The following is a 14,560-nucleotide window of genomic DNA, read 5'->3' on the forward strand; positions in this document are numbered from 1 at the left end:
AGCGGGCGCGGCGGCTCGTGGTAAACAGGCGAAATCATTTTGGCATGGCAAGGCGGGCAAGCCCTGCTAAACCCCCCGCCATGGCCGACCAGCCCCACCTCTATCTCGTCGACGGCTCGAGCTATATCTTTCGCGCCTATCACGTCCTTCCGCCGATCACGAACAAGGCGGGCACCCCCGCCGGCGCGGTCTATGGCTATACCGCGATGCTGTGGAAGCTCGCCGACGGCCTCAACAAGGAGGAAGGGCCGAGCCACCTCGCGGTGATCCTCGATGCCTCGGGCAAGACCCACCGCGACGAACTGTTCGAGGAATATAAGGCCAACCGCCCGCCCGCGCCCGAGGACCTCGTGCCGCAATTCCCGCTGGTGCGCGAGGCGACCCGCGCCTTCTCGCTGCCCTGCATCGAGCAGAGCGGGCTCGAGGCCGACGACATCATCGCCTGCTATGCCAAGGCCGCCGCCGACAAGGGCTGGCGGGTCACCATCGTCAGCTCCGACAAGGACCTGATGCAGCTCATCGAAACGCGCGACAATGGCGCCGATGTCGACATGCTCGACACGATGAAGGACAAGCGCATCCGCCGCGAGGACGTGATCGAGAAGTTCGGCGTGCCGCCCGAGAAGGTCGGCGACTTGCTCGCCATGATGGGCGACAAGGTCGACAATGTCCCGGGCGTGCCGGGCGTGGGGCCCAAGACCGCCGCGCAACTGCTCGAGCAATATGGCGACCTCGACAATATCCTCGCCAATCTCGACAATATCACCAAGCCCGCGCTCAAGCGGAACCTGACCGAACACCAGGACAATGCCCGCCTGTCGCGCGAGCTGGTCGAGCTCGTCTGCGACCAGCCGCTGCCGCAGCCGCTCGAGGAACTGAAGCTCGACGGCATCCCCGCCGAGCCGCTGCGCGCCTTCCTCGAGGAGCAGGGCTTCAAGCGCCTGCTCGACCGCATGGGCGGCGGCTCGAAGCCGCAGGCCGAGCGCGGCAAGGCGGGCGAGACCGGCATGGACAGCGCCGATCACGGCCCTGCCGCCCCGCCCGCGTCCGAGAAGATCAGCGTGGACCGCTCGAAATATGAGACGGTCACCGACATGACCGACCTCGAGCGCTGGATCCTCGCCGCGCGGCACGTCGGCCATGTCGCGGTCGATACCGAGACCGACTGCCTCGACTGCGTGACCGGGCAGCTTGTCGGCATCAGCTTGTCGGTCGGCCCCGATGTCGCCTGCTACATCCCGCTCGACCATGGCGGCACCGACCTCCTCGGCGAGCGCCCCGACCAGCTCGACAAGGCTGCGGTGCTCGAGAAGCTGAAGCCGCTGCTCGAGGACGAGAGCGTGCTCAAGATCGGGCACAACCTCAAATATGACCTCGCCATGTTCGCCCGCGAGGGGATCGTCATGGCGCCCTATGACGACACGCTCGTCATGAGCTTCAACCTCGACGCCGGCCGCAGCCTGCAGGGCCACGGCATGGACACGCTGGCGAGCCAGCATTTCGAACACACTTGCATTTCCTTCAAGGACGTCTGCGGGACCGGCCGGAAACAGATCAGCTTCGCCGAGGTGCCGCTCGACAAGGCGACCGAATATGCCGCCGAGGATGCCGATATCGCGCTCCGCCTGTGGCAGCGCCTCAAGCCCCGCATGGCGCCCGAGCGCGCCGCCACTGTCTACCAGCGCGTCGACCGGCCGATGCCGGAAGTGCTGAGCCGGATGGAGCTACGGGGCATCAAGGTCGACCGCGCCGCGCTCGCCGGCCTGTCGAAGCAGTTCGCCGAGGACATGACCGCGCTCGAGGCCGAGATCTACGCCGCGGCGGGCGAGGAGTTCACCATCGGTTCGCCCCAGCAGCTCGGCAACATCCTGTTCGAGAAGCTCGGCGCCAAGGGTGGCCGCAAGGGCAAGTCGGGCAATTATTCGACCGACCAGAGCGAACTCGAACGGCTCGCGGGCGAAGGGTTCGATGTCGCCACCAAGGTGCTCGAATGGCGCCAGCTTTCGAAATTGAAGTCGACCTATACCGACGCGCTGCAGGAGCAGATCAACGCGAAGACGGGGCGGGTGCACACCAGCTACAGTCTCGCCGGGGCGCAGACGGGCCGCCTGTCGTCGAACGATCCCAACCTCCAGAACATCCCCATCCGCACCCCCATCGGCGCGCGCATCCGCGACTGTTTCGTCGCCGAGGAAGGGCACAGCCTCCTCAGCGCCGACTATAGCCAGATCGAACTGCGCCTCGCCGCCCACATGGCCGACGTGCCCCAACTGAAGGAGGCGTTCCGCGAGGGCGAGGACATTCACGACCGCACCGCGACCGAACTGTTCGGCGAGGTGACGAAGGAGACCCGTGGAAAGGCCAAGACGGTCAACTTCGCCATCCTCTACGGCATTTCCGCCTTCGGGCTCGCGGGCCGCCTCGACATCGGGCGCGACGAGGCCAAGGCGATCATCGACACCTATTTCCAGCGCTTCCCCGGCATCCAGAACTATATCGCGCGGACCACCGCCGAGGTGAAGGAGACGGGGTTCACGACCACCCTGTTCGGGCGCAAGACGCATTTCCCGAACATCAATGCGCGCATGCCGAACGTGCGCGCGGGTGCCGAGCGCGCCGCGGTCAACGCGCCGATCCAGGGCACCAGCGCCGACCTTATCAAGCGCGCGATGGCGCGGATGGACGATGCGCTCGTCAAGGCCGGGCTCGATGACGTGAAAATGCTCCTGCAGGTGCACGACGAACTGCTGTTCGAGGTGCCCCACGGCAAGGAAGAAGCGGCCGCCGCCGTCATCCGGCCGGTGATGGAAGAGGCGGCAAGGCCGATGCTCGAGATCGACGTGCCGCTCGAGGTCGTGATCGGCTGGGGCGCCAATTGGGGAGCAGCGCATTGAGCGCCGATAATGCCGCCGACGGGGGCAAGAAGGATCTCGCGGCGCTCGCCCGCGGGGGCCGCATCAACTTCTTCGGTTTCGTGCTGCGCCTCTTGGCGCGCATCCCCTTCCTGTTCATCGCCGGCCAGTTTTATGGCGCGGAAGCGCTGGGGCGCTTTGCCTATGCGCTGATCGTCGTCGAATTCTCGGCGCAGATCGCGACCCTCGGCCTCAAGCGCGGGCTCGCCCAGCAGCTGTCGGCCTCGAAGGGTAAGGACCATACGCATATCGTCTGGGACGGCATGGTCGTGGCCATGCTCGGCAGCCTCCTCATCATGGCGGTGCTGTTCCTCTTCCCGCAGATGATGTTCCCCAACTCCGAGGTGCGCGGGCTGGAGCGGCTGCTGCCGATCACCGTGCTGGCGCTGGCGTGGACCGAGGTGGCGCTGGCGGCCTGCAACTATCGCCACAATATCGCCGCCACCGTGCGCAGCCGCGCCATCGTCGAGCCTTGGACCATCTCGATCGTCGCGGGGGTCTGGGCTTTCATCTCGACCGATGACGGGCTGATCGTCGCCTATGTCGCCTCGATGGTCGGCGCGCTGCTCGCCGCGCTCTGGCCCTTCATCAAGGACTATGGCCTGCCGCACCATTGGAAGCCGCATTATGCCGAGCTTTGGGGAATGGCGCGGCGCAACCTTCCGGTGGCCGCCGCCGATGCCACCGAATGGGCATCGCGCCGCCTCGACATCCTTGTCCTCGGCCTGTTCTTCACCCCCGCCATCGTCGGCATCTACTGGGCCGCGCAGCAGGTCGCCTCGCTGCCGTCCAAGTTGAAGACCAGCTTCGACCCCATCATGGGGCCCGTGATCAGCCAGAATGTCGAGGCGGGCAACATGGGCGCGGTCGCGCAGCAGGTGCGGCAGGTCGGCTTCTGGATCATCGCCGCACAGGCGGGCGTGGCCCTCGCGCTCGGCATCCCCGCGATGGCGGTGATGAACCTCGTCGGCGAGGAATTCGGCGCGGGCTACATCATCCTCGCCGTGCTGCTCGCCGCCGAAGTGATCGCCGCCATGGCCGCCGTGTCTGAGGCCGCGCTCATCTATCTCGCGCGCCATCGCAACATGATCATCGGCTTCATCATGCTCGCATTGGAGGCCGCGATCGGCGCCGGCGCGATCATCGTCCTGCGCAACATGGGCTATCCGGTCGAGGTGCAGGCCGCGGGCGCCGCCATCGGCCTTGCCGCCGCACTGGGCTTTGCCGCCATCGCCAAGGCGTGGCTGCTGTCGGGCATCGTCAATGCGAGCGTGTCGGGCTGGCGCTGGCCGCTGGTCTGGGCGGGCATTGCGACGATCCCGCTCGGGCTGATGATCGGGCGCATCCCCGACTGGGCGCAGCTCACCATCGGCGCGCCCGCCATCCTGCTCGTTTTCGGCATCGTCGTGTGGCGTTGGGGTTTCGGCCCCGAGGACCGCGAACTGTTCAAGATGAAAAAGGAGCGCCCGGGCGCAGCGACGCCGGGCGACGATCTTTCAAACTAGGCACTAGCGGGGTCAGGGCGGCCTGACCCCGTCAGACGGGTTCGCTGCCGCGACCCGCTGGCCGCGGCTTGCCGTCTCTCGACGGAAGGACGCGTTGCCCTTGCAACGCTACCCTTCCGCTCGGCGGCGCGCCTAGTGGCGGAAGTGGCGCATCCCCGTGAAGACCATCGCCAGCCCCGCCTCGTCGGCAGCAGCGATGACTTCCTCGTCGCGGATCGACCCGCCCGGCTGGATCACTGCCGTGGCACCCGCTTCGGCGGCCGAGATGAGGCCGTCGGCGAAGGGGAAGAAGGCATCGGAGGCGACCGCGCTGCCGATGGTGCGCGCTTCGCCGAAGCCATGCGTTTCGGCGGCTTCCTTCGCTTTGATCGCGGCGATGCGCGCTGAGTCGCGGCGGTTCATCTGGCCCGCGCCGATCCCCGCCGTCGCGCCGTCCTTGGCATAGACGATGGCGTTGGATTTGACGTGCTTGGCCACCGTCCAGGCGAAGAGGCAGTCTTTCAGCTCCTGTTCGGTCGGCTGGCGTTTGGTGACGACCTTGAGGTCTTCTTGGCGGATCATGCCATTGTCACGGTCCTGGATGAGGATGCCGCCCGCGATGGGCTTGAACATCTGCCCCGGGCGCGCCGGGTCGGGGAGCTCGCCGGTCAGCAGCAGGCGCAGGTTCTTCTTCTTGGCGAAGACGGCCTTCGCGGCGTCATCGGCGTCCGGCGCCACCACGACTTCCGTGAAAATGTCGGTGATGGCGCGGGCGGTGTCTTCGTCGAGCGGGCGGTTGACCGCGACGATGCCGCCGAAGGCCGAAACGCTGTCGCACTGGAGCGCGTCGTTCCAGGCGGTGAGGAGGTCGGCGGCCTGCGCGACGCCGCAAGGGTTGGCGTGCTTGACGATGACGCAGGCAGGGGGACCGTCGCGGAACTCGGCGATCAGCTCGTAGGCCGCGTCGGCGTCGTTGAGGTTGTTGTAGCTCAGCGCCTTGCCCTGCACTTGGGTAGCGCCGGCGAGGCCGGGACGGACCGCCTGCGGGATGTAGAGCGCGGCCTTCTGGTGCGGGTTCTCGCCATAACGCAGCTCGTCGGCCTTGGTCATCGCGATCGAGCGGGTCTCGGGATAGCCCTGTCCGAGGTCGGCGAAGGCGAACCAGCTCGAGATGGCGGCATCGTAGCTCGCGGTCAGCGCATAGGCCTTGTGCGCGAGCATGGTGCGGAATTCCTGCGTGAGGCCGCCATGCCCCTCGATCTCGCCGATGACCGCGTCATAGTCGGCGGGGTCGGTGACGACCGCGACCGAGGCGTGGTTCTTGGCCGCCGAGCGCACCATCGCGGGGCCACCGATGTCGATATTCTCGATGATCGTCTCGCGGTCCGCGCCGGAGGCCACCGTCTGTTCGAACGGATAGAGGTTGATCACCACCATATCGATCGGCCCGATGTCATGCGCTTCCATCGCGTCGAGATGGTCCTGCTTGTCGCGGCGGGCGAGGATGCCGCCATGCACCTTGGGGTGGAGCGTCTTCACGCGCCCGTCCATCATCTCGGGAAAGCCGGTGAGGTCGGCGACGTCCTTCACCTCGAGGCCCATCTCGCGCATCGCCTTGGCGGTGCCGCCGGTCGAAACCAGTTCGGCGCCATGCGCGGCCAGCGCGCGCGCGAGCGGCTCCAACCCCTCCTTGTCCGAAAGCGAAAGCAGCGCGCGGCGAATGGGGGTGTGGGTGGCCATGATGTTCCCTAGCTGGAGCGGCGGAATTGCCAGTTGACGGTGGCGCCCTCCTTGCCCGCTTCCGAAGCGATGACAAGTTGGGTCGAATTGATGGGCCGCGCGCCGGGGCCGATGACGAGGCTCTGGTCGAGCGACAGGCTGCCGCCGGTACAGCGGAACTGCCATGGCGGCGCGGCCTTGGGACGCAGGAGCGCGCCCTGCCCGTCGGCGGTCGGGATGACCTCGACGTCGGGCGAGAGATGGAAGCGAAGGAGGAAGGGCAGGGTCTTGCGCCTGAGGCGGCGGCCCTCCGGCGCTAGATTGTCCTCGCCGCGCACTTCCTTACCGTCATTGGCAAGCGCGAGCTTGCGCTCGTGGATAAGGCCGTAACGCTTGAGATAGCCGTCATGGGTCGCGGTGAGGCGGCTGAAATGATCGTCCTCGCGGCGCTCGACGTCGACTTCGGGCAGGCCCTTCTTGGGCGCGCCGTCCTCATCGAGCTGCGTCGCGTTGGCCCCATCGAGGACGAGCCCCGAATGCGCATCCGACCCGCGCAGCCCCGCGACTAGCGGCGGCGGCAAGCGGTCGGGGCGGTCGGCGGGGCCGCCACAGCTCATGACGAGGCGCTGCTCGCCGTCGCACAACTCGATGGCGAGGGCGCTGCTGTGGGCGGCGGCGGCATGCGGGGGTGTCGGCGGGGCAGCGCCGTCGAGCTGGACCACCGTGCCGAGCGCGGAGAGGCGGTGATAGCCCCAGCCGCGGGGCTTGCGCAGGGGCCGTGCGCGCATGCCGCAGCCCTCGACCAGCGCATTGAGCTGTTGCGGATCGCCCGGGTGGCCGCCCTGCCAGCTGGCCAGCCCGCCATCGCCCATCCGCACCCCGTGGAGCGCGGCGAGCGCGGCGCCGGCGGCATCCTCGAGCGCGTCGGGCAGCGTCTGCTTGGCAGCGAAATAGGCAGCGCGGACGAGGCCGAGGCGGTCGACCAGCTGCGCCTGCTCCCACGGGCGGCGGCTGATCAGGCCGCCATCCTCGTGCTGGCCCTGCGCCAATGCGCGCATGAGACCCGCTTCGGCGCGGGCGACGCGCGGCAAATCGCCTTCCATGCACAGGCAGGCGGCGGTCATGCCGCTCCAAGCGGTGATGCGCGGCAGGCCGGGCGCGACCTTGTCGGCATGTTCGCCGAGGTGCCGCGCAGCGCGCGCCATCGCATTGAGCAGCGCAGCGCGGTAATTCTCGTCGCGGCTCGACAGGATGTAGGGCGCATAGGCCATCCAGAAGAGGAGCCGCTCTCCCATCAGGTCGGGCGCCCAGGCGGCATCGGGTTCGCCGCCATGCTGGGCGAGCCAGCGGCGGATCACCGCCTCGCCGAGCCGTGCTCCCTGTTCGCGGCCGCTCGCGGCGGCGAGATCGCGCAGCCACGCAAAGCCGTGGAGATGGCGGTGGATCGGTTTCGCCAGATCGAGCGCGGCAAAGTCGAGCCCTTTCAGAGAGTAGCGTTCGCCGTCGTGGAAAAGCACGCCCTTGCCGAGCGCTTCGCCGATCTGCCGGTCGCCCTCGACATGGTCGCGCGCCACCGCCGCCAGCCGCAACGACTGGCGCCTGCCCCCGAGCAGCCGACCAAGCCAGCCGCCCTCGAACATCAGGCGTTCTTCAGTGCCGCGATGTTGGAAGCGTAGGCGTCCGGACCCCCGCGGAAGACCGCCGAGCCCGCGACCAGCGCGGTGGCACCGGCCTCCTTGCATTTGGGCGCGGTATCGGGATCGACCCCGCCATCGACCTCGAGGTGGAAGTCGAGCCCGCGCTGTTCCTTAAGATTGGCGATGCGCTCGATCTTGCGGAGCTGGTCGTGGATGAACTTCTGCCCGCCAAAACCGGGATTGACGCTCATCACGAGGACGAGGTCGGCCTGTTCGATCAGGTAATCGATCGCGCTCTCGCTGGTACCGGGGTTGAGAACCACGCCCGCCTTCTTGCCGAGCGAGCGGATCTTCTGGAGCGAGCGGTGCGCATGCGGCCCCGCTTCGGGATGGATCGTCAATATGTCCGCACCCGCCTCGGCAAAGTCCTCGAGATATTGGTCGACGGGGCTGATCATCAGGTGGACGTCGAAGGGCTTGTCGGTGTGCGGACGGAGCGCCTTCACCACCGCCGGACCGATGGTGATGTTGGGCACGAAATGGCCGTCCATCACGTCGACATGGATCCAGTCGGCACCGGCTTCGTCGATGGCGCGGACCTCTTCGCCCAATTTGGCGAAATCGGCGGAGAGGATCGAGGGAGAGATGATCGTCATGATGGTCTTTCCAATGCCCTGATCAGGCGTCGCGAACAAGGTGCGCGATGAAGAAGCCGTCGAGCCCGCCTTCGGCCTCCAGCATGCCGGGCGTGATGCGCAGCCAGCCCTTCGAGGACGGCGCGATGCCGGCGAACGTGGGCGCGGGTTCGATGCGGAAGCCCGGGTTGCGCGCGAGGAAGGCGGGGACCTGCAATTCGCCCTCTTCGGGCTCGAGGCTGCAGGTGGCGAAGACGAGGCTGCCGCCGACCTTCACCAGCCCCGCCGCCGCGTCGAGCAATTGCGCCTGCAGCTCGGCCATCTCCGCGATGATGCGCGGGCTGGCGCGATAGAGGCTCTCGGGATGGCGGCGGAAGGTGCCGGTGGCGCTGCACGGCGCATCGAGCAGCACGGCATCGAATGCCTCGCCCTTGTGGCGGCGCAAGTCGCGGGTGACGACGCGCGCCTTGAGGCCGGTGCGCTCGAGATTCTGCCGGACGCGCTCGTTGCGGCGACCGTTGAGGTCGAGCGCGGTGACGTCATGGCCGGCGGCGGCGAGTTGGAGCGTCTTGCCCCCGGGCGCGGCACAGGCATCGAGGACGCGGCGCGCATTGGCCGGGATGAGCCGCGCGGGCAGCGAGGCGGCGAGGTCCTGCACCCACCAATTGCCTTCATCGAAGCCGGGCAGGCTGGTGACGCTGTCGCCCGAGGTGACGCGGACGTGGCGCGGCGCGAGCGATTTGCCCTCGGGCGCGGTGGCGTCATCGGCCTTGAGACTGATGTCGAGCGGGGGGCGCTCGCCGAGCATGGTACGGGCGGCCTCGAGCGCATCCTCGCCCCACAGCGACCAGCGTTCGGCGATGGCCTTGGGAAGCTGGGGCTTGGACAGGTCGGGGAGGTCCGACTTCAGAAGTTTCGAGATCACACCGTGGACGAGTCGCCGCTGGCCGCCTTCGACCAGCGGGAGCGCGGTGGCGACGACGGCATGATGCGGGATCTCGAGCGTGATCGCCTGCGTCAGCGCGAGGCGCAGCACCATGCGGACCTTGGCATCCTCGGCGACGGGACGCTCCATCGCGCCGTCGATCAGCGCATCGAGGTCTGGCAGGCGGCGCAGCGTCTCGCCCGCGATGGCCTGTGCGAGGCGCGCATCCTCGGGCTTCAGGCCCTTGGTCGCGGCGGGCGCGGCGGCATCGATCGTCTCGGCGCGGCGCAGCACGGCATCGAGCAATTTGAGGGCGGCGCGGCGTGCGCCGGTTCCCGCGGCGTCGGGAGTACGACTCTTCTGTGGTCTTGGCATGCGCCCCCATAGCGCCCAAATGGGCAGCATGAAACGGCCCGAACACCTCAAACCGCCGAAATATCTGTCGCCCAGCCCGCCCGTGCCCGAACCCGAGCCGGTCGAGGACAATGACGGACCGGTCGGCGAGAAGGAAAAGAAGGACCCGACGCGCTACGGCGACTGGGAGCGTAAAGGCATCGCCTGGGATTTCTGAGCGCGCCACCGAGCGCAGTGACGCCGACCCGCAGGGTCGCCGGAACAGCGCGAGAGATGGCAAGCCACGGACGGCCTGCGCGAAGCGACAGGACCGACGGGGTCGGGCCGCCCCGACCCCCTAGCGCCTAGGCATTCTCCGGCCGTGCCGGCCGGCTCAGGATCTGCTCCACGGCCTCGTCGATATTGAGCTCGCCCGCGAGCAGCGCTGCGACCGTCTCGACGATCGGCATGTCGATATCCTCGTCCTTCGCGATCTTTGCCAGCACGGGCGCGGTATGCGCGCCTTCGGCCACAGTGGTGCGGTCGCTCATGAGCGCGGCCGCCGACTGGCCCTCGCCAATCGCCTTGCCGAGCGAGAAGTTGCGGCTCGCGGTAGAGGTACAGGTCAGCACCAGGTCGCCTAGCCCTGACAGCCCCGCCAGCGTTTCCTCGCGGGCGCCGACGGCGGCGCCATAGCGCTTCATCTCGGCAAAGCCGCGGGCGATGATGGCGGCGCGGGCGTTCTGGCCCATCTGCCGCCCCTCGACGATGCCGCAGGCGATGGCGAGGACGTTCTTGATCGCCCCGCCGACCTCGGCACCCGCGACGTCATCGGTCGAATAGAGGCGGAAGGTGGGCAGCGCGAGCCGTTCGTGAAGCGCCTTGCCGAGCTCCTCGTCCTCACAGGCGAGCGTGACGGCAGTGGGCAGGCCGCGCGCGACCTCATGGGCGAAGCAGGGGCCCGACAGCACCGCGACCGGCGAAGACGCGCAAACGTCCTTGGCGACATGGTGGAGGAGCTGGCCCGAGCGTTCCTCGATCCCTTTCGAGCAGAGGACGAGCGGCATGCCGGGGCAGGGCGCGCGGCCGAGGACGGCGCGCATATGCTGCGCTGGCGTGACGACAAGCCAGGCGTCGGCCTCCGACAGCTCGGAGAAATTGCTGGTCGCGCGGATCGCCGGCTCGAGCGGGATGTCCTTGAGGTAGACGGGATTCTGGTGGATCTTGTTGACGGCGCGGACGACGTCTTCCTCGAGCGCCCACAGCAGCACCTCGCGCCCGCCGGTGGCGGCGACCTGTGCGAGCGCGGTCCCCCAGGCGCCCGCGCCGACGACGGCGATCTTCTCGATGGTCATGCTTTCACTCCTGCCCCGCGCACCTTCTCGGCGCTCCTGTCCAGCGGCCAGCGCGCCCGCGCCGGCGTATCGAGCGGATCGACGAGGCCGGCGGCAAAGCGCTCGGCCCCCGCCCAGCCGATCATCGCCGCATTGTCGGTGCACAGCCAGCCGGGCGGTACCGAGAAGCGGCGGCCATGTTCGCCCGCCAATTGTTCGAGCGCGCCGCGCACCGCCTTGTTGGCCGCGACCCCGCCGGCCACGACGAGCGCGGGCGCGTCGGTTTTCCCCAGGGCGATGCGGGTGCGGTCGACGAAACAGTCGAGCACTGCCTGCTGGAAGCTGGCCGCGATATCGGCATGGCTGTGCTGGTCGGCGACGACCGCGCGCTGCACCGCGCTCTTCAAACCGGCAAAGCTGAAATGGGGTTCGCCCGAGCCGACCAGCGGTCGCGGCAGGGGCACCGCCGTGGGATCGCCCTTCATGGCGAGCTTCTCGATCTCCGGGCCGCCGGGATAGCCGAGCCCCATCAGCTTGGCCGCCTTGTCGAAGGCCTCGCCCGCGGCATCGTCGATGGTGGTGGCGAGGCGTCGATAGTCATCGACCCCGCGCACCTCGAGAAGCTGGCAGTGGCCCCCGCTGGCGAGCAGGAGGAGATAGGGAAAGTCGAGGTCGGGATCGGTGAGGCGCGGGCTGAGCGCATGGCCTTCGAGATGGTTGACCGCGATGAGTGGCTTGCCGGTCGAGAGCGCAAGGCCCTTGCCCGCCAGCAGGCCGACCATGACGCCGCCGACGAGGCCCGGCCCCGCGGTGGCGGCAATGGCATCGACCTCTGTCGCGTCCATGTCGGCATCGGCGAGTACCTGCCGGACAAGGTCGGGCAGGATCTCGGCATGGGCGCGGGCGGCGATCTCGGGCACGACCCCGCCGAAGGGGGCGTGGCGCTCGTTCTGGCCGACCACGGCCTGCGCGAGAATCTGGCGGTCCGAGCCGACAAGGGCGGCGGCGCTGTCGTCGCAGCTGCTTTCAAGGGCGAGAATGACGCTCATCTGGGCTTTCCATAGACGTTCCGGCGGAGAGAAAGCCAGCGCCACTTGTGCCGATGCCCGCAAACGGGCAGGGGAAAATCCATGACTTTCCGACTAGGCACGCGCGGATCGCCGCTCGCCCTCCTGCAGGCCGAGATGGTGAAGGCAGCGCTCATTGCCAAGAATGGCTGGGCCGAAGGGGACGTCGATGTCGTCATCCTGTCGACCCGCGGCGATCGCGACCGCGTCGCGCCTTTGACCGAAATGGGCGGCAAGGCCGTCTGGACCAAGGAACTCGACCGAGCGCTCCTCGATAGCGAGACCGACGCCAGTGTGCACAGCATGAAGGATGTCGAAAGCGACCCCTATCGCCCCGAGGGTCTCGGCATTGCCGCGATGCTGCCGCGCGCCGACGTGCGCGACCGGCTGATCGGCGCGGCTTCCTTCAACGAATTGCGCGAGGGCGCGGTGATCGGAACCGCCAGCCCGCGCCGTGCCGCGCAGGTCCGGCGGCTGCGCCCCGATCTCGTGACCACGCTGCTGCGTGGCAATGTCGCGACGCGATTGGAGGCGGTGAAAGCGGGCAAGGTCGATGCGACCATGCTCGCGGCGGCAGGGCTCGAACGGCTCGGCGTCGACGAAGGTACGCCGGTCGGCACCGACGTCATGCTCCCCGCGCCCGCACAGGGCGCGATCGGGATCGACGCGCGGCGTGACGATATGCGGGCGCAGGAAGCGCTGGCGGCCATCGATCATCGGGCGACCAGCGATGCGGTGCGTCTCGAGCGTGCCTTCACGGCCGCGCTCGGCGGCGATTGCCATTCGCCCGTCGCCGCGCTGGCGACGCTGTCGGGCGATGACGTCACCTTCCGCGCCGCGCTCTACGCCGAAGACGGCGGTGCAGCGGTGACCCGCGAGATCACGCTCGACCGTTTCGACACGGACGGGGCCGCCGCGCTTGCCCACGACATGCTTGGCGCAGCACCCGAAAGCATAAAGGGCCTGTTTCGCTGATGCGGCCGATCCTCCTCCTCCGCCCCGAACCCGGTGCCAGCCTGAGCGCGGCGCGGGCGGCGGACATGGGGATCGAAGGCGTCGAGACGCTGCCCCTGTTCAAGGTGCGCCCGATCGACTGGACCCCGCCCGACCCCAAGCGCTTCGATGCCATCCTGATGACCAGCGCCAATGCGGCGCGGCACGGCGGCGAGGGGCTCAAGGCCCTGCGCCACCTGCCGGTGCAGGCGGTGGGCGAATCCACCGCGGCGGCGGCGCGCGCGGCGGGGCTGATGGTCGACGAGATCGGCTCGGGCGGGGTCGATGCGCTGCTCGAGCGGCTGCCCCCCGACTGCCGCCTGCTCCATCTTGCGGGACAGCATCGCCGTGCCCCTGCCTCGGCCAGCCAGACGATCGTGCCGCTGGCCGTCTATTCCTCGGTCACGCGCGACGACCCGCCGGGGCTCGAGCGCCTCGCGGGCGCCATCGCGGTGGTGCACAGCCCCCGCGCTGGCAAGCGGCTTGCCGAGCTGTGCGATCGCGAAGGGATCGACAAGAGCGGCATCGCGGTGGCCTCCATCAGCGAGGACGCCTGCCCGCCCGACCGGCTCGACTGGGAGGACGTGGCGGTCGCCAGCGCCCCGCGCGATCGCGAACTGTTGCAACTGGCCGCCCATTTGCGCGACAATAGCGCATGAGCTGGAAGAAGCGGGTCGGGCTGGGGGCAGCCCTTGTCGGCGTCGGCATGGTCGCGGCGCTCTATGGCGTGAGCCAATGGGAAACGGGCCAGCAATGGCTTGGCCTCGAGGCGCGCGATGCACCCGCCACCGCCCCGCAGGCGCTGGCCGCCATGCCGGTCGATCCCGCTCCCGACACGACCGATGCCGCACCGCCGAGCGCCGACCCCGCACCGGTGCAGGATGACCTGGAGGCCCAGGCGGTCGAGAATCGCATCGCCGCGCTCGAACAGGCCATGCTGCGCGCCGAGGGGGCTGCGGGGCGTGCCGACGGGCTTCTTCTCGCCTTCGCCGCGCGCCGCGCCATCGAACGCGGCCTGCCGCTGGGCTATCTCGAACCGCTGCTCGTCGACCGCTTCGGGCGCGATCATGAAGCCGCCGTGGGCACCGTCATCGCGGGCGCCCGTACGCCCGTGCCGATCGAGACGCTGGTCGCAGACTATGGCGGGCTTGGCACCGTGCTGCGGGGCCCCGGCCCCGACGCGGGCCTCGGCACGCGATTGAAGCGGACATTGGCCAGCCTCGTCATGGTCTATCCCGCGAGCGAGCCCAATCCGCGCCCCCGCGCCCGCTACGAACGGGCACTCGTCGACCTCAAGCTCGGCAATGTGGAGACCGCGCTTGCCGAGACCATGCGGCTACCCGGCGCGGGCGACCCGGCGGCGCAGGCGTGGATCGCCAAAGCCCGCCGCTATGTCGCCATCCAGCGGGCGCTCGACAGCGTGGAATCCGCCGCCTTGCTCAGCCGTGAGCAAATCACGACCAATTGATTTCGCCCCCGATATCTTTTCGAGACAGCCTCGGTTAAGCATATAGGTGATAA

At 68.7% G+C, this 14,560-nt stretch carries 12 protein-coding genes; 6 read left to right on the forward strand and 6 right to left on the reverse strand.

What is annotated here, in order from left to right:
- Positions 1-80: 80 nt before the first annotated feature.
- On the forward strand, positions 81-2,894 hold the full coding sequence (polA, locus tag NUW81_RS07475) for a DNA polymerase I (RefSeq protein WP_245112005.1): 2,814 nt from the start codon (positions 81-83) through the stop codon (positions 2,892-2,894).
- The gene (locus tag NUW81_RS07480; protein ID WP_245112008.1) at positions 2,891-4,417 is read left to right on the forward strand and encodes a lipopolysaccharide biosynthesis protein; all 1,527 of its coding nucleotides are present in this window, start codon (positions 2,891-2,893) and stop codon (positions 4,415-4,417) included. The genes polA and NUW81_RS07480 overlap by 4 nt, the downstream gene beginning before the upstream one ends.
- 132 nt (positions 4,418-4,549) lie before the next feature.
- On the opposite strand, the gene purH is transcribed toward NUW81_RS07480, so the two are convergent.
- From purH to NUW81_RS07500, 4 genes are read right to left on the reverse strand one after another with little or no spacing between them, the layout of a single operon-like run.
- The gene (purH, locus tag NUW81_RS07485) at positions 4,550-6,136 is read right to left on the reverse strand and encodes a bifunctional phosphoribosylaminoimidazolecarboxamide formyltransferase/IMP cyclohydrolase (RefSeq protein ID WP_245112009.1); all 1,587 of its coding nucleotides are present in this window, start codon (positions 6,134-6,136) and stop codon (positions 4,550-4,552) included.
- An 8-nt stretch (positions 6,137-6,144) separates the two neighbouring features.
- Complete coding sequence (locus NUW81_RS07490; protein ID WP_245112012.1) at positions 6,145-7,755, reverse strand: heparinase II/III family protein; 1,611 nt, start codon at positions 7,753-7,755, stop codon at positions 6,145-6,147.
- Complete coding sequence (gene rpe, locus NUW81_RS07495; RefSeq protein ID WP_245112014.1) at positions 7,755-8,408, reverse strand: ribulose-phosphate 3-epimerase; 654 nt, start codon at positions 8,406-8,408, stop codon at positions 7,755-7,757. The genes NUW81_RS07490 and rpe overlap by 1 nt, the downstream gene beginning before the upstream one ends.
- A 22-nt stretch (positions 8,409-8,430) precedes the next feature.
- Positions 8,431-9,687, reverse strand: coding sequence for an RsmB/NOP family class I SAM-dependent RNA methyltransferase (locus NUW81_RS07500; protein ID WP_376741968.1), 1,257 nt, complete (start codon positions 9,685-9,687; stop codon positions 8,431-8,433).
- Positions 9,688-9,715: 28 nt separating this feature from the next.
- Between NUW81_RS07500 and NUW81_RS07505 the strand changes: the two genes are divergently transcribed.
- The gene (locus NUW81_RS07505) at positions 9,716-9,883 is read left to right on the forward strand and encodes a DUF1674 domain-containing protein (protein WP_376741941.1); all 168 of its coding nucleotides are present in this window, start codon (positions 9,716-9,718) and stop codon (positions 9,881-9,883) included.
- Between the two features lie 127 nt (positions 9,884-10,010).
- Here the strand turns inward: NUW81_RS07505 and NUW81_RS07510 are convergent, their stop codons facing one another.
- On the reverse strand, positions 10,011-11,000 hold the full coding sequence (locus tag NUW81_RS07510) for an NAD(P)H-dependent glycerol-3-phosphate dehydrogenase (RefSeq protein WP_245112019.1): 990 nt from the start codon (positions 10,998-11,000) through the stop codon (positions 10,011-10,013).
- On the reverse strand, positions 10,997-12,028 hold the full coding sequence (tsaD, locus tag NUW81_RS07515; protein WP_245112022.1) for a tRNA (adenosine(37)-N6)-threonylcarbamoyltransferase complex transferase subunit TsaD: 1,032 nt from the start codon (positions 12,026-12,028) through the stop codon (positions 10,997-10,999). The genes NUW81_RS07510 and tsaD overlap by 4 nt, the downstream gene beginning before the upstream one ends.
- An 81-nt stretch (positions 12,029-12,109) precedes the next feature.
- On the opposite strand from tsaD, the gene hemC reads away from it, so the two are divergent.
- The 3 genes from hemC to NUW81_RS07530 are packed head-to-tail and all read left to right on the forward strand — an operon-like array spanning position 12,110 to position 14,507.
- Positions 12,110-13,021 carry a hydroxymethylbilane synthase gene (gene hemC / locus NUW81_RS07520; RefSeq protein WP_245112026.1) on the forward strand — a complete coding sequence of 304 codons (912 nt, stop codon included), beginning with the start codon at positions 12,110-12,112 and terminating at the stop codon, positions 13,019-13,021.
- A complete protein-coding gene (locus NUW81_RS07525; RefSeq protein ID WP_245112030.1) occupies positions 13,021-13,698 on the forward strand; it encodes a uroporphyrinogen-III synthase in 678 nt (225 codons plus the stop codon). The genes hemC and NUW81_RS07525 overlap by 1 nt, the downstream gene beginning before the upstream one ends.
- Entirely contained in the window at positions 13,695-14,507 is an 813-nt protein-coding gene (locus tag NUW81_RS07530; protein ID WP_245112032.1) for a hypothetical protein, read from the forward strand. The genes NUW81_RS07525 and NUW81_RS07530 overlap by 4 nt, the downstream gene beginning before the upstream one ends.
- The last annotated feature ends 53 nt before the right edge of the window (positions 14,508-14,560 follow it).

Origin of the sequence: Sphingomicrobium aestuariivivum (genome assembly GCF_024721585.1) — a bacterium.
Taxonomy (GTDB): domain Bacteria; phylum Pseudomonadota; class Alphaproteobacteria; order Sphingomonadales; family Sphingomonadaceae; genus Sphingomicrobium; species Sphingomicrobium aestuariivivum.

Coding starts and splice junctions, on each gene's coding strand:
- polA (WP_245112005.1), top strand. CDS start 81: ATGGCCGACCAGCCCCACCTCTATCTCGTCGACGGCTCGAGCTATATC.
- purH (WP_245112009.1), bottom strand. CDS start 6,136: ATGGCCACCCACACCCCCATTCGCCGCGCGCTGCTTTCGCTTTCGGAC.
- NUW81_RS07490 (WP_245112012.1), bottom strand. CDS start 7,755: ATGTTCGAGGGCGGCTGGCTTGGTCGGCTGCTCGGGGGCAGGCGCCAG.
- rpe (WP_245112014.1), bottom strand. CDS start 8,408: ATGACGATCATCTCTCCCTCGATCCTCTCCGCCGATTTCGCCAAATTG.
- NUW81_RS07500 (WP_376741968.1), bottom strand. CDS start 9,687: ATGCCAAGACCACAGAAGAGTCGTACTCCCGACGCCGCGGGAACCGGC.
- NUW81_RS07505 (WP_376741941.1), top strand. CDS start 9,716: ATGAAACGGCCCGAACACCTCAAACCGCCGAAATATCTGTCGCCCAGC.
- NUW81_RS07510 (WP_245112019.1), bottom strand. CDS start 11,000: ATGACCATCGAGAAGATCGCCGTCGTCGGCGCGGGCGCCTGGGGGACC.
- tsaD (WP_245112022.1), bottom strand. CDS start 12,028: ATGAGCGTCATTCTCGCCCTTGAAAGCAGCTGCGACGACAGCGCCGCC.
- hemC (WP_245112026.1), top strand. CDS start 12,110: ATGACTTTCCGACTAGGCACGCGCGGATCGCCGCTCGCCCTCCTGCAG.
- NUW81_RS07525 (WP_245112030.1), top strand. CDS start 13,021: ATGCGGCCGATCCTCCTCCTCCGCCCCGAACCCGGTGCCAGCCTGAGC.
- NUW81_RS07530 (WP_245112032.1), top strand. CDS start 13,695: ATGAGCTGGAAGAAGCGGGTCGGGCTGGGGGCAGCCCTTGTCGGCGTC.